Source organism: Streptomyces melanogenes, from assembly GCF_014649795.1.
GTDB lineage: Bacteria > Actinomycetota > Actinomycetes > Streptomycetales > Streptomycetaceae > Streptomyces > Streptomyces noboritoensis.
Genome location: NZ_BMTS01000010.1, coordinates 272,259 through 285,484 on the forward strand (window position 1 = coordinate 272,259; position 13,226 = coordinate 285,484).

Below are 13,226 nucleotides of genomic sequence, written 5' to 3' on the forward strand. Positions count from 1 at the left end.
CCGCCCACAAACGCGGGAGCCGCCGCGATGACGGGTCCCATCGTCGGCCACGGCGGGCCGCGGGCGCAGGCGGTTCACGGAAACCCCTCCGCCCCGGCGACCCGCGGCCGCGCGGGGCGGGCTCAGATGAAGTTGAGCGCGCCCGCCGCCCCGACCCCGCCGAGCACCATGAACGCGGGCATCAGCACCTTCAGCTCCACCCAGCTCCCGGCCCGGAAGCGCATCGCCTTCGGCGGGCCCAGCGGGTACCAGCGCTTGCGGCCCAGCGGGATCGGCCACAGGATCGGGCAGCCGGAGACGGTCAGCGCGTCCCCGATGTCGTGGACCAGGGCGCCGAGCACGATCGGCAGGCCCAGCCACAGGTACTCCTGGCCGGAGCCGGTGAAGAGCCAGTCCGAGCCGTTGCCGGGCTTGTCCAGGACCCCGGCCATGATCCAGGCGCCGGCCGCGCCGAGCAGCCACACCAGGACGTCGCTGGACATCCGTGCGGCCCGCCACAGCAGGCCCTCCACGGCGAGCACGACGTGCACGAAGAGGATGCCGAGGACCGCCCAGCGCCCGCCGAACACCGCCGCGGCCGAGGCGCCCGCCCCGATCAGGACGGCCCACAGCCAGGTGTGGGTGAGCGTGCGGTGGCCGCCGTTGCGGCGCGGGTCGCCGGGGCCCCGGGTCGCCTTGTAGACGGCGTGCGAGAGGTCGTCGACGATGCCGCACAGGGCCCGGGAGACCGGTCCGAAGGCGCGCGAGATGGTCGCGGACTTGTGGTCGAGGTCGGGCGCGAGCGCCGCCCCGGCGCTGATCAGCGCGCCGACGACGAGCACCGGCCAGGGCATGGCGTGCCCCGCGGCCGCGGTCGCGGCCCCCACCCCCAGCCAGGCCGCCGCTCCTGACAGTGAGTGCGCAGGTCCCATCATGACCGTGCCCCGCCCCATTTCCTGTTGTCCCGTGGCCCAGTTGACGTCGCAGCCTATCGCTCTTGATCTTGTGGCCCTCCTCCGGTTCCCTCTCACGGGGTGAAGCCAGGCAAGATGGGGGCGTGACCCTTATCGATCAGCTGCCGCCGAGTGCCGACCCCGATGCCCTCTTCGAGGCCTTCTCCACCTGGGCCGAGGAGCGGGGCATCTCCCTGTACCCGGCGCAGGAGGAAGCCCTGATCGAGGTGGTCTCGGGCAACAACGTGATCCTCTCCACCCCCACCGGCTCCGGAAAGAGCCTGGTCGCGGCGGGTGCGCACTTCGCGGCGCTGGCCCGCGACGAGGTCACGTTCTACACCGCGCCGATCAAGGCACTGGTCTCCGAGAAGTTCTTCGACCTCTGCAAGCTCTTCGGCACCGAGAACGTCGGCATGCTGACCGGCGACGCGTCCGTGAACGCCGACGCCCCGGTCATCTGCTGCACCGCCGAGGTCCTCGCCTCCATCGCGCTGCGCGACGGCAAGCACGCCGACATCGGCCAGGTCGTGATGGACGAGTTCCACTTCTACGCGGAGGCGGACCGCGGCTGGGCCTGGCAGATCCCGATCCTGGAACTGCCCCAGGCCCAGTTCGTCCTGATGTCCGCCACGCTCGGCGACGTCTCGATGTTCGAGAAGGACCTGACCCGGCGCACCGGCCGGGAGACCGCGGTGGTCCGCTCGGCGACCCGCCCTGTCCCGCTCTCGTACGAGTACGTCACCACGCCGATCACCGAGACGCTGACCGAGCTCCTGGAGACCAGGCAGTCGCCGGTCTACATCGTGCACTTCACCCAGGCCCAGGCGGTCGAGCGCGCGCAGTCGCTGATGTCGATCAACATGTGCACGCGCGAGGAGAAGGACGCGATCGCGGAGCTGATCGGCAACTTCCGCTTCACCACCAAGTTCGGCCAGAACCTCTCCCGTTACGTGCGCCACGGCATCGGCGTGCACCACGCGGGCATGCTGCCCAAGTACCGCCGCCTGGTGGAGAAGCTGGCGCAGGCGGGCCTGCTGAAGGTGATCTGCGGTACGGACACCCTCGGCGTCGGCGTCAACGTGCCCATCCGCACGGTGCTGTTCACCGCGCTGACCAAGTACGACGGCAACCGCGTACGCACCCTGCGCGCCCGCGAGTTCCACCAGATCGCGGGCCGGGCCGGGCGGGCCGGGTTCGACACCGCCGGGTTCGTGGTCGCCCAGGCGCCCGAGCACGTCATCGAGAACGAGAAGGCGCTCGCCAAGGCGGGCGACGACCCGAAGAAGCGCCGCAAGGTGGTCCGCAAGAAGGCCCCCGAGGGCTTCGTGGCCTGGTCGGACACCACCTTCGAGAAGCTGATCGCCGCCGAGCCCGAGCCGCTGACCTCGCGCTTTAGGGTCACCAACATCATGCTGCTCTCGGTGATCGCCCGGCCGGGCAACGCCTTCGAGGCGATGCGCCGCCTCCTGGAGGACAACCACGAGCCGCGCAAGGCGCAGCTGCGGCACATCCGCCGCGCCATCGCCATCTACCGCTCGCTGCTCGACGGCGGTGTGGTGGAGCAGCTGGACACCCCGGACGCCGAGGGCCGCACCATCCGGCTCACCGTCGACCTCCAGCAGGACTTCGCGCTCAACCAGCCGCTGTCCACGTTCGCCCTGGCCGCCTTCGACCTGCTCGACCCGGAGTCGCCCTCGTACGCGCTGGACATGGTCTCGGTGGTCGAGTCGACGCTCGACGATCCGCGCCAGATCCTCGCCGCCATGCAGAACAAGGCGCGCGGCGAGGCCGTCGGCCAGATGAAGGCGGACGGCGTCGAGTACGAGGAGCGCATGGAGCGGCTCCAGGACATCTCGTACCCGAAGCCGCTGGAAGAGCTGCTGTGGCACGCGTACAACGTCTACAAGAAGTCGCACCCGTGGGTGGGCGACCACCCGGTCTCGCCGAAGTCCGTCATCCGTGACATGTACGAACGGGCGCTCACCTTCACGGAGTTCACCTCCTGGTACGAGCTGGCGCGCACCGAGGGCATCGTGCTGCGGTACCTGGCGAGCGCGTACAAGGCGCTCGACCACACCATCCCGGACGACCTCAAGACCGAGGACCTGGAGGACCTGATCGCCTGGCTCGGCGAGATGGTCCGCCAGGTCGACTCCAGCCTGCTCGACGAGTGGGAGCAGCTCGCCAACCCGGAGATCGAGACGGCCGAGCAGGCCCAGGAGAAGGCCGACGAGGTCAAGCCGGTCACCGCGAACGCCCGCGCCTTCCGCGTCCTGGTGCGCAACGCGATGTTCCGCCGGGTGGAGCTGGCCGCGCTCGACAACGTGGACGCGCTCGGCGAGCTGGACGCGGAGTCCGGCTGGGACGCGGACGCGTGGGGCGACGCGATGGACAAGTACTGGGACGAGTACGAGGACCTGGGCACCGGCCCCGACGCGCGCGGCCCCAAGCTGCTGGCGATCGAGGAGGACCCGGCGCACGGGCTGTGGCGCGTGCGGCAGACCTTCGCCGACCCGAACGGCGACCACGGCTGGGGCATCAGCGCGGAGGTCGACCTCGCGGCCTCCGACGAGGAGGGCCGCGCGGTGATCCGGGTGACGGACGTAGGCGAGCTGTAATCACGAGAGTGGAGACGGACCCATGACGAACCCCGCCGAAAGACTCGTCGATCTGCTCGACCTGGAGCAGATCGAGGTCGACATCTTCCGCGGCCGCAGCCCGCAGGAGTCCCTGCAACGCGTCTTCGGCGGCCAGGTGGCCGGACAGGCGCTGGTGGCTGCCGGGCGCACCACGGACGGCGAGCGCCCGGTGCACTCGCTGCACGCCTACTTCCTGCGCCCCGGCCGCCCCGGCGTCCCGATCGTCTACCAGGTGGAGCGGGTCCGGGACGGCCGGTCGTTCACCACCCGGCGGGTCACCGCGGTCCAGCAGGGCCGCACGATCTTCAATCTGACCGCGTCCTTCCACCAGCCGGAGCCGGGCAGCATCGAGCACCAGTTGCCGCCGCGCCATCTGGTGCCCCCGGACACCCTCCCGAAGCTCGTGGACGAGATCCGCGAGCACCTGGGCGCCCTGCCGGAGGCCCTGGAGCGGATGGCCCGCCGCCAGCCGTTCGACATCCGGTACGTGGACCGGCTGCGCTGGACCCCGGAGGAGATCAAGGACGCGGATCCGCGCAGCGCGGTGTGGATGCGCGCGGTCGGCCCGCTGGGCGACGACCCGCTGGTGCACACCTGCGCGCTGACGTACGCGTCCGACATGACGCTGCTCGACGCGGTCCGCATCCCGGTGGAGCCGCTGTGGGGCCCCCGGGGCTTCGACATGGCCTCGCTCGACCACGCGATGTGGTTCCACCGCCCGTTCCGGGCCGACGAGTGGTTCCTGTACGACCAGGAGTCCCCCATCGCGACCGGCGGCCGGGGCCTGGCCCGCGGCCGCATCTACGACCGCGAGGGCCGGCTGCTGGTGTCGGTGGTCCAGGAGGGCCTCTTCCGCCCCCTGTCGGCCCGCGACTGACCTTCCGTACACCCTTACATCCCCTGTTACGAGGAGTCTGCTGATGAGCCTGTACGACATCCCGCTGCGCACCCTGTCCGGCGAGCCCACCTCGCTGGCCGACTACAAGGGCAAGGCGGTGCTGGTCGTGAACGTGGCGTCCAAGTGCGGTCTGACCCCGCAGTACGCCGGTCTGGAGCGCCTCCAGGCGCAGTACGGGGAGCGCGGCTTCACCGTGCTCGGCGTGCCCTGCAACCAGTTCGGCGCCCAGGAGCCCGGCAGCGCCGAGGAGATCCAGACGTTCTGCTCGGCGACGTACGGAGTGACGTTTCCGCTCCTGGAGAAGACGGACGTCAACGGCGACGGCCGCCACCCGCTGTACCAGCGCCTCACCGAGGTCGCGGACGCGGACGGCGAGGCCGGTGACATCCAGTGGAACTTCGAGAAGTTCCTGATCTCCCCCACCGGCGAGGTGGTCGCCCGGATCCGTCCGCGCACCGAGCCGGAGGCCCCGGAGCTCGTCGCGGCGATCGAGGCGCAGCTGGCGGTCTGACCTACCGCGGAAAGAGTGCGGCTCCGTTCCCGCCACACGGGAACGGAGCCGGTTTCCTGGCCGGTGGAGGCTAGCGGATCGGCATGCCCGAGAGCGTGCGGGCGATGACGAGGCGCTGGATCTCGCTGGTCCCCTCGAAGATCGTGTAGATCGCCGCGTCGCGGTGCATGCGCTCCACCGGGTACTCGCGGGTGTAGCCGTTGCCGCCGAGGATCTGGATCGCCTGGGCGGAGACCTTCTTGGCGGTCTCGCTCGCGAACAGCTTGGACATCGAGCCCTCGGCGGAGGTGAAGGGCCGACCCGCCGTGGCCATCCAGGAGGCGCGCCACACCAGCAGCCGGGCCGCGTCGATCTGCGTACGCATGTCGGCGAGCTGGAACGCGACGCCCTGGTTGTCGATGATCGGGCGGCCGAACTGCTCGCGGCCCTTGGCGTATTCGAGCGCGTAGTCGTACGCGGCGCGGGCCGTGCCGACCGCCATGGCGCCGACGGCCGGGCGGGAGGCCTCGAAGGTGGCCATGGCCGCGTTCTTCACCCGCTCTCCGCCGCCCGCCTTCGCCTTCTCGCGGGCCCGGGCGAGGCGCTCGTCGAGCTTCTCCTTGCCGCCGAGCAGGCAGTGGCCGGGCACCCGGACGTCTTCGAGCACGACCTCGGCGGTGTGCGAGGCGCGGATGCCGTGCTTCTTGAACTTCTGCCCCTGGGACAGGCCGGGGGTGTTCGGCGGCACGATGAACGAGGCGTGCCCCTTGGAACCGAGCTCCGGGTCGACGACCGCGACCACGACGTGCACATTGGCGATGCCGCCGTTGGTGGCCCAGGTCTTGGTGCCGTTGAGCACCCACTCGTCCTTGGCCTCGTCGTAGACCGCCTTCGTCCGCATGGAGGCGACGTCGGATCCCGCGTCCGGCTCGGAGGAGCAGAAGGCGGCGACCTTCACGTCGTCCACGTCGCCGTACATCTGGGGTATCCAGGTGCCGATCTGCTCCTCGGTGCCGTTGGCGAGGACGCCGACGGCGGCGAGGCCGGTCCCGACGATCGACAGGGCGATGCCCGCATCGCCCCAGAACAGCTCCTCCATGGCGACCGGGATGCCGAGACCGGTCGGGTCGAAGAACTGTTGGGCGTAGAAGTCCAGGGAGTAGATTCCGACCTTGGCGGCTTCCTGGATCACCGGCCAGGGGGTCTCCTCGCGCTCGTCCCACTCCGCGGCGGCGGGCCGGATGACGTCCTTCGCGAACCCGTGCAACCAGTCCCTGACCTGCTTCTGGTCGTCGTTGAGCTCCATCGTGAACTCAGCCATGTCCCCTCCACCACTTCCCGTGCCACAGACAAGCGTTACTTGCGGTAACGGCAGTATGTTACTGGCCGGTAGAGCCTGTCAACCGACCGTCGCTCGATCAGCGCGAGAGCTGGCCGGAGTGTTACGTTGCGCAGGCATTCCGGATCGCGGAACAACGCAAGACGCAGTACGAGTACGGGCGGGGAGACGAAGCCATGGAGACCACACACCAGGCCGAGCAGCAGCGGACGTCGGCGGAGAGCCGTCGGCGGGAACTGCTGGAGGCGGCGGACCGGGTGGTGCTCCGGGACGGCCCCAAGGCATCCATGAACGCGATCGCCGCGGAGGCGGGGATCACCAAGCCGATCCTGTACCGGCACTTCGGGGACAAGGGCGGGCTCTACCGGGCGCTGGCGCAGCGCCACACGGACGCGCTGCTCGCGGCGCTGCGGGCGGCGCTGGACGCGCCCGCGGAGCGCCGTGAGCGCGTCGAGTCGACGCTGGAGACGTACCTCGTGGCGATCGAGGCGCGGCCGCAGGTGTACCGGTTCCTGATGCACCCCGCGGAGGAGACGGGCAGCGGTGAGCACGCCGGGTTCGACGTGGGCCGGCACTCCGCGCCGCTGCTGCGGCGGATGGGCGAGGAGCTGGGCGTGGTGATCGCCGAGCGGATCGACCTCGGGCCGGGGAGCGAGGCGCTGGCGCGGGTGTGGGGGCACGGGATCGTCGGCATGATGCACGCGGCGGGCGACTGGTGGCTGGGCGAACGCCCCTGCTCCCGGGCGGAGTTGGTACGCGGCCTGGCGGACCTCCTGTGGGGCCGCCTGGCCGCAGCAGCAGACCGCGCGGGCGGCCCGGGGTTTTAGCCCCACCCCGCCCCTTCACCTAAACCCTCCGGGGGTGGGTGTGCGTCTGCGGACCGTCTGTGGCTGGTCGCGCAGTTCCCCGCGCCCCTAAATACCTAGGGGCGCGGGGAACTGCGCGAGCAACCCAGCACGGTCCGCAGACAAAGAACCCGGCCGCCCGCCAGAGGGCTTTCGGGAAGGGGTGGGGCGGGGCTACTCCCCGCCCCACGGCGCGCGCCGCACCGCCCGTTCCAGCCGCGCCTTGCGCCAGCCCGTCAAGCGGTCCGCGTACACCAACCCCTCCAGGTGGTCCATCTCGTGCTGGAGGCACCGCGCGAAGAACCCGGTGCCGGAGATCCGCACGGGCGCGCCGGACACCGTCGCCCCCTCCACCACCGCCGAGTCGTACCGCTGCGTCCCCGCCTCGAGCCCCGGCAGGGACAGACACCCCTCCGGCCCCCGCACCACGACCCCGTCCGCCGACACCAGGCGCGGGTTGACGACGTGTCCGAGGTGGCGGACGTCCTCGTCGTCGGGGCAGTCGTAGACGAACACCCGCAGCCCCACGCCGATCTGATTGGCCGCGAGCCCCACCCCCTGCGCCGCGTACATCGTCGCGAAGAGGTCCTCGACCAGCCGCCCGAGGGACGGACCGAAGTCGGTGACGGGCTCGCAGGGCGCGTGCAGAGCGGGGTCGCCGAGGAGAGACATCTCTCTTACGGAGCCGGAACTGCCGGGAATGGGACGGTGACGCATGCCCGTAAGCGTACGTTCCAGGGGGCTCGCGGCCGCGCCGGTGGTGGCGCGGTTCGGGCCGCTGTCCGGATCTCGATAGGCTGAGGTCCGACCCAGGCGCAAGGAGGATCAAGGACGATGGCAGGCAACGCGGAGCCGCTGTCACCGCGGGCCAAGCTCGCCGTGACGGCGGGCAAGGCCGCTGCGGCGGTGTCGCGCGCGGCGGGGCGGGGCAGTGGATCGGTGATCGGCGGCCGGGTGGCGCTCAAGCTGGACCCCGATCTGCTGGGGCGGCTGGCGACACACCTGGACGTGGTCCTGGTCTCGGCGACGAACGGCAAGACGACGACGACCCGGCTCATCGCCGAGGCGCTGCGGGCCAGCGGCCCGGTGGTGTCCAACGCGCTGGGCGCCAACATGCCCGCGGGCATCACCTCGGCGCTGGCGGGCGGCTCGGACGCCCGCTACGGCGTGATCGAGGTGGACGAGAAGTACCTCGCGGGTGTCGCGCGCGATGTGACGCCCAAGGCGATCGCGCTGCTCAACCTGAGCCGCGACCAGCTCGACCGGGCCGCCGAGACCCGGATGCTCGCCGAGAAGTGGCGCGAGGGGCTGCAGGGCACCAAGGCCGTGGTGATCGCCAACGCCGACGACCCGCTGGTCGTGTGGGCGGCGTCGTCCTCCCCCAACGTGGTGTGGGTGGCGGCAGGCCAGGAGTGGAAGGACGACGCCTGGTCGTGCCCCGCCTGCGGCGGTGTGATGCAGCGCCCCGGCGACGACTGGTTCTGCGGTGAGTGCGGCTTCCGCCGCCCCGCCCCGAGCTGGGTGCTCAACGGCGACTACGTCCTGGACCCGCACGGTTCGGCCTGGCCGATCCACCTCCAGCTGCCCGGCCGCGCCAACAAGGCCAACGCCGCCACCTCCGCCGCGGTCGCCGCGGTCTTCGGGGTGCCGCCGCAGGTCGCCCTGGAGCGGATGTACCAGGTGCAGGCGGTCGCGGGGCGCTACGACGTGGTGTCCTTCCAGGGCCGTGAGCTGCGGTTGCTGCTGGCCAAGAACCCGGCGGGCTGGCTCGAAACGTTTTCCCTGATCGACCCGCCGCCCACGCCGGTGATCCTCTCCGTCAACGCCCGCGGCGCCGACGGCACGGACACCTCGTGGCTGTGGGACGTCGACTACACCCGGCTCGCCGGTCACCCGATCTTCGTGATCGGCGACCGCAAGCTGGACCTGGCGGTCCGCCTGGAGGTGGCGAACCTGGACTTCCGGGTCTGCGAGAGCCTCGCGGAGTGCGTCCAGCTCGCGCCGCCCGGCCAGATCGAGCTGATCGCCAACTACACCGCCTTCCAGGACGTGCGCCGCACGGTCGGCAACTAGACCCCCTAAGGAGCAAGCGAGCATGAGCGACAACAGCCTGCGCCTCGTGTGGGTCTACCCCGACCTGCTGAGCACCTACGGCGACCAGGGCAACGCCTTGGTCGTGGAGCGCCGGGCCCGTCAGCGCGGCCTCGACGTGGCCCGCCTCGACGTCCGCAGCGACCAGCCGGTGCCGTCGTCGGGCGACATCTACCTGATCGGCGGCGGCGAGGACCGGCCGCAGCGGCTGGCGGCCGAGCGGCTGCGCCGCGACGGCGGGCTGCAGCGCGCCGCCGCCAACGGCGCGATCATCTTCTCGGTCTGCGCCGGGTACCAGATCCTGGGCCACGAGTTCATCAACGACCTCGGCGAGCGCGAGCCGGGCCTCGGCCTGCTGGACGTGGTCTCCACCCGGGGCGAGGGCGAGCGGTGCGTCGGCGACGTGCTGGGCGACATCGACGAGCGCCTCGGCCTTCCGCAGTTGACCGGTTTCGAGAACCACCAGGGCGTCACGCACCTGGGCCCGACGGCCCGCCCGTTCGCCCGGGTCCGCCTGGGCCGGGGCAACGGCACCGGCGACGGCACCGAGGGCGCGTACAACGAGACGGTCTTCGGCACGTACATGCACGGTCCGGTGCTCGCGCGAAACCCGCAGATCGCGGACCTGCTGCTGAAGCTGGCCCTCGATGTGAACGCGCTGCCGCCGACCGACGACCGCTGGTACGAGGCGCTGCGCGCCGAGCGCATCGCCTCGGCGACCCAGCCCGCCTGATCCGGCTCCGGCCCCGACGGACGGCGTTCGTACTTTCGTATGACGTCCATCAGTCGGACGTCTGATTCGGCCCCGCCACCCTGCGCCGGTAGGGTGGCGGGGATCCAACCGGACGACGTGGTCCGGTCGTCGGCCCACGTTGCAAAGGTTTTCCGGGCAATGCGAATTGGTGTGCTCACCTCCGGCGGCGACTGCCCCGGCCTGAACGCCGTCATCCGTTCCGTCGTGCACCGCGCGGTGGTCGACCACGGCGACGAGGTCATCGGCTTCCACGACGGCTGGAAGGGTCTCCTGGAGGCCGACTACCGCAAGCTCGACCTGGACGCGGTCGGCGGCATCCTCGCCCTCGGCGGCACGATCCTCGGCTCCTCCCGCGTCCAGCCCGCGCATCTGCGCGACGGCGTGGAGCGCGCCAAGGGCCATGTCGCCGAGCTCGGCCTCGACGCGATCATCCCGATCGGCGGCGAGGGCACGCTCAAGGCCGCCCATCTGCTCTCCGAGGCGGGCCTGCCCATCGTCGGCGTGCCGAAGACCATCGACAACGACATCGCCTCGACCGACGTCACGTTCGGCTTCGACACGGCCGTCGGCGTCGCCACCGAAGCCCTCGACCGCCTCAAGACCACCGCCGAGTCGCACCAGCGCGTGCTGATCGTCGAGGTCATGGGCCGCCACACCGGCTGGATCGCCCTGCACTCGGGCATGGCCGCCGGCGCCCACGCGATCGTCGTGCCGGAGCGCCCCTTCGACATCGACGAGCTGACCGAGCTGGTCGGCCGCCGCTTCTCGGCGGGCAAGAAGTTCGCGATCGTGGTCGTCGCCGAGGGCGCCAAGCCGCGCGAGGGCTCGATGCGCTTCGACGAGGGCGGCACCGACATCTACGGCCACGAGCGGTTCGCGGGCGTCGCCAGCCAGCTCTCCGTGGAGCTGGAGCGGCGGCTGAACAAGGAGGCCCGCGCGGTCATCCTCGGCCACGTCCAGCGCGGCGGCACCCCCACCGCGTACGACCGCGTCCTCGCCACCCGGTTCGGCTGGCACGCCGTGGAAGCCGTGCACCGCGGCGAGTTCGGGATGCTGACCGCGCTGCGCGGCACCGACATCACCATGGTCCCGCTCGCCGAGGCGACGGCGACGCTCAAGACCGTCCCCGCCGAGCGGTACGCCGAGGCGGAGTGCGTCCTGTAACGCCCCGATAGTTCTGTACTCAAAGAGCCGCCCCCGGTCGCGATCGCAACCGGGGGCGGCTCTACTCTGGGTGCGGACAACCGGTACGAAATCAGGAGTCAGCGGATGGATCACAGCGGGCACGGCATGGGCATGAACATGGATCTGCCGCCGTTCACGCTGGGGCGCGGCCTCGAATGGTCCATGGACCCGTTCTTCCTGATCGGCTGTCTGGCGGGGCTCGGTCTTTACGGCTGGGCGGTGCTGCGGCTGCGCAGGCGCGGCGACTCCTGGCCGGTGAGCCGGATGGTCTTCTGGACCCTCGGCGTGCTCAGCATCGCCCTGGTGATGTGCACCAAGCTCAATGACTACGGCATGGTCATGTTCAGCGTGCACATGGTCCAGCACATGGTCATCAGCATGCTCTCGCCGATCCTGCTGCTGCTCGGCGCGCCGGTGACGCTGACGCTGCGGGCGCTGCCGGTCGCCGGGCGCGGCCGCAAGGGCCCGCGCGAGCTGCTGCTCGCCCTGCTGCACAGCCGCTATCTGAAGGTGATCACGCATCCCGCGTTCACCATCCCGATGTTCATCGCGAGCCTCTACGCGCTCTACTTCACCCCGCTCTTCGACTTCCTGATGGGTTCGAAGACCGGCCACATCGCGATGATGGTCCACTTCCTCGCCGTCGGCCTGATCTTCTTCTGGCCGATCATGGGCGTCGACCCGGGCCCGCACCGCCCCGGCTACATCATGCGGATGCTGGAGCTCTTCGCGGGCATGCCGTTCCACGCCTTCTTCGGCATCGCCCTGATGATGGCGACCCAGCCGATGATCGGCACGTACAAGAACCCGCCCTCCTCGCTCGGCATCGACGCGCTCGCAGACCAGGAGGCGGCCGGCGGCATCGCCTGGGCGTTCAGCGAGATCCCGTCCGTGGTGGTCCTGATCGCGCTGGTCTTCCAGTGGTACGCGACCGAGAAGCGCGAGGCCAAGCGCCAGGACCGGGCCGCCGACCGCGACGGCGACAAGGAGCTGGCCGCCTACAACGCCTATCTGGCCTCGCTGAACGCACGCGGGCAGTAACACCCGGTGCGCCGGTATGGCGCGGCGGGCCTCCTCGGGGCGACCATGGACTCCACGGCAGCGGCCGGGAGGAAGGGGACCCCATGCCCGGCACGACGAAGGCGATGGTGGTGCTCACCGTCGTGGCGCTGGTGATGATCACTGCGTACACGGTGGCGCTCGGCAGCAGCGGCTGGCTCTGGTTCGGCTGGGTGGTCCTCGGCCTGGCGACGGTGGGCATGGCGGCTTCGCGCAGCGCCTAGGCCCTGTCCCGCCGGACGGGACCTGAGCGGCGGCCCGGCGGGCGGGCCGAGTGAGGAGCTGGTGCGTTGCTGTACTACGTGCTCAAGTACGCCCTTCTGGGACCGCTCCTGAGACTGCTGTTCCGGCCCAGGATCGAGGGTCTGGAGCACATTCCGGACGAGGGGCCGGCGATCGTCGCGGGCAACCACCTGTCGTTCTCCGACCACTTCCTGATGCCCGTGATGCTCAAACGCCGCATCACCTTCCTCGCCAAGCAGGAGTACTTCACCGGGCCCGGCATCAAGGGCCGGCTCACCGCCGCCTTCTTCCGCGCGGTCGGGCAGATCCCGGTGGACCGCTCCGGCAAGGAGGCCGGGCAGGCGGCGATCCGCGAGGGCCTCGGGGTGCTGCGCAAGAACGAGCTCCTGGGCATCTACCCGGAGGGCACCCGCTCGCACGACGGAAAGCTCTACAAGGGCAAGGTCGGCGTCGCCGTGATGGCGCTCAAGGCACAGGTCCCGGTGATCCCGTGCGCGATGGTCGGCACCTTCGAGATCCAGCCGCCCGGGCAGGTCATGCCGAAGATCCGGCGGGTCACCATCCGGTTCGGCGAGCCGCTCGACTTCTCCCGCTACACCGGCATGGAGAACGAGAAGGCGGTGCTGCGGGCCGCCACCGACGAGCTGATGTACAAGATCCTGGAGCTGTCGGGGCAGGAGTACGTGGACCGGTACGCGGCCGACGTGAAGGCCGAGGAGGCCGGAAAGTTCCCCAGGATCCTCGGCTGACA

The 13,226-nt window shown here is 70.7% G+C and carries 13 protein-coding genes; 10 read left to right on the forward strand and 3 right to left on the reverse strand.

All coding sequences use genetic code 11. The annotated features are described in order from the left end of the window. Positions 1 to 122: 122 nt before the first annotated feature. Positions 123 to 914 carry a metal-dependent hydrolase gene (locus tag IE252_RS22935; RefSeq protein ID WP_190091323.1) on the reverse strand — a complete coding sequence of 264 codons (792 nt, stop codon included), beginning with the start codon at positions 912 to 914 and terminating at the stop codon, positions 123 to 125. 62 nt (positions 915 to 976) lie between these two features. Between IE252_RS22935 and IE252_RS22940 the strand changes: the two genes are divergently transcribed. From IE252_RS22940 to IE252_RS22950, 3 genes are read left to right on the forward strand one after another with little or no spacing between them, the layout of a single operon-like run. Then, entirely contained in the window at positions 977 to 3,550 is a 2,574-nt protein-coding gene (locus IE252_RS22940; RefSeq protein WP_190091324.1) for a DEAD/DEAH box helicase, read from the forward strand. Between the two features lie 22 nt (positions 3,551 to 3,572). After that, positions 3,573 to 4,448, forward strand: coding sequence for an acyl-CoA thioesterase (locus IE252_RS22945; protein ID WP_190091325.1), 876 nt, complete (start codon positions 3,573 to 3,575; stop codon positions 4,446 to 4,448). A gap of 43 nt (positions 4,449 to 4,491) precedes the next feature. Then, positions 4,492 to 4,980, forward strand: coding sequence for a glutathione peroxidase (locus IE252_RS22950; protein ID WP_190091326.1), 489 nt, complete (start codon positions 4,492 to 4,494; stop codon positions 4,978 to 4,980). Positions 4,981 to 5,050: 70 nt separating this feature from the next. Here the strand turns inward: IE252_RS22950 and IE252_RS22955 are convergent, their stop codons facing one another. Beyond that, positions 5,051 to 6,280 carry an acyl-CoA dehydrogenase family protein gene (locus IE252_RS22955; protein ID WP_190091327.1) on the reverse strand — a complete coding sequence of 410 codons (1,230 nt, stop codon included), beginning with the start codon at positions 6,278 to 6,280 and terminating at the stop codon, positions 5,051 to 5,053. Positions 6,281 to 6,474: 194 nt separating this feature from the next. Here IE252_RS22955 and IE252_RS22960 point away from each other — a divergent pair, with 194 nt between their 5' ends. Beyond that, a complete protein-coding gene (locus IE252_RS22960; protein WP_101387168.1) occupies positions 6,475 to 7,125 on the forward strand; it encodes a TetR/AcrR family transcriptional regulator in 651 nt (216 codons plus the stop codon). A 192-nt stretch (positions 7,126 to 7,317) separates the two neighbouring features. Here the strand turns inward: IE252_RS22960 and def are convergent, their stop codons facing one another. Continuing rightward, complete coding sequence (def, locus tag IE252_RS22965) at positions 7,318 to 7,860, reverse strand: peptide deformylase (protein WP_190091328.1); 543 nt, start codon at positions 7,858 to 7,860, stop codon at positions 7,318 to 7,320. Between the two features lie 117 nt (positions 7,861 to 7,977). On the opposite strand from def, the gene IE252_RS22970 reads away from it, so the two are divergent. The 6 genes from IE252_RS22970 to IE252_RS22995 all read left to right on the forward strand — a co-directional run bounded on the left by IE252_RS22970 (position 7,978) and on the right by IE252_RS22995 (position 13,224). Continuing rightward, complete coding sequence (locus IE252_RS22970; RefSeq protein ID WP_190091329.1) at positions 7,978 to 9,216, forward strand: MurT ligase domain-containing protein; 1,239 nt, start codon at positions 7,978 to 7,980, stop codon at positions 9,214 to 9,216. 22 nt (positions 9,217 to 9,238) lie between these two features. Beyond that, positions 9,239 to 9,967, forward strand: coding sequence for a type 1 glutamine amidotransferase (locus tag IE252_RS22975; protein ID WP_190091330.1), 729 nt, complete (start codon positions 9,239 to 9,241; stop codon positions 9,965 to 9,967). A 159-nt stretch (positions 9,968 to 10,126) separates the two neighbouring features. Beyond that, positions 10,127 to 11,152 carry a 6-phosphofructokinase gene (locus tag IE252_RS22980; protein WP_190091331.1) on the forward strand — a complete coding sequence of 342 codons (1,026 nt, stop codon included), beginning with the start codon at positions 10,127 to 10,129 and terminating at the stop codon, positions 11,150 to 11,152. Between the two features lie 105 nt (positions 11,153 to 11,257). Then, positions 11,258 to 12,214: a cytochrome c oxidase assembly protein gene (locus tag IE252_RS22985; RefSeq protein WP_190091332.1), complete on the forward strand. Its 957-nt coding sequence runs from the start codon at positions 11,258 to 11,260 to the stop codon at positions 12,212 to 12,214. A gap of 83 nt (positions 12,215 to 12,297) precedes the next feature. After that, positions 12,298 to 12,456 (forward strand): hypothetical protein, encoded by a 159-nt coding sequence (locus IE252_RS22990; RefSeq protein WP_180357116.1) that lies wholly within the window; start codon positions 12,298 to 12,300, stop codon positions 12,454 to 12,456. A 66-nt stretch (positions 12,457 to 12,522) separates the two neighbouring features. Then, positions 12,523 to 13,224 (forward strand): lysophospholipid acyltransferase family protein, encoded by a 702-nt coding sequence (locus IE252_RS22995; protein WP_190091333.1) that lies wholly within the window; start codon positions 12,523 to 12,525, stop codon positions 13,222 to 13,224. The last annotated feature ends 2 nt before the right edge of the window (positions 13,225 to 13,226 follow it).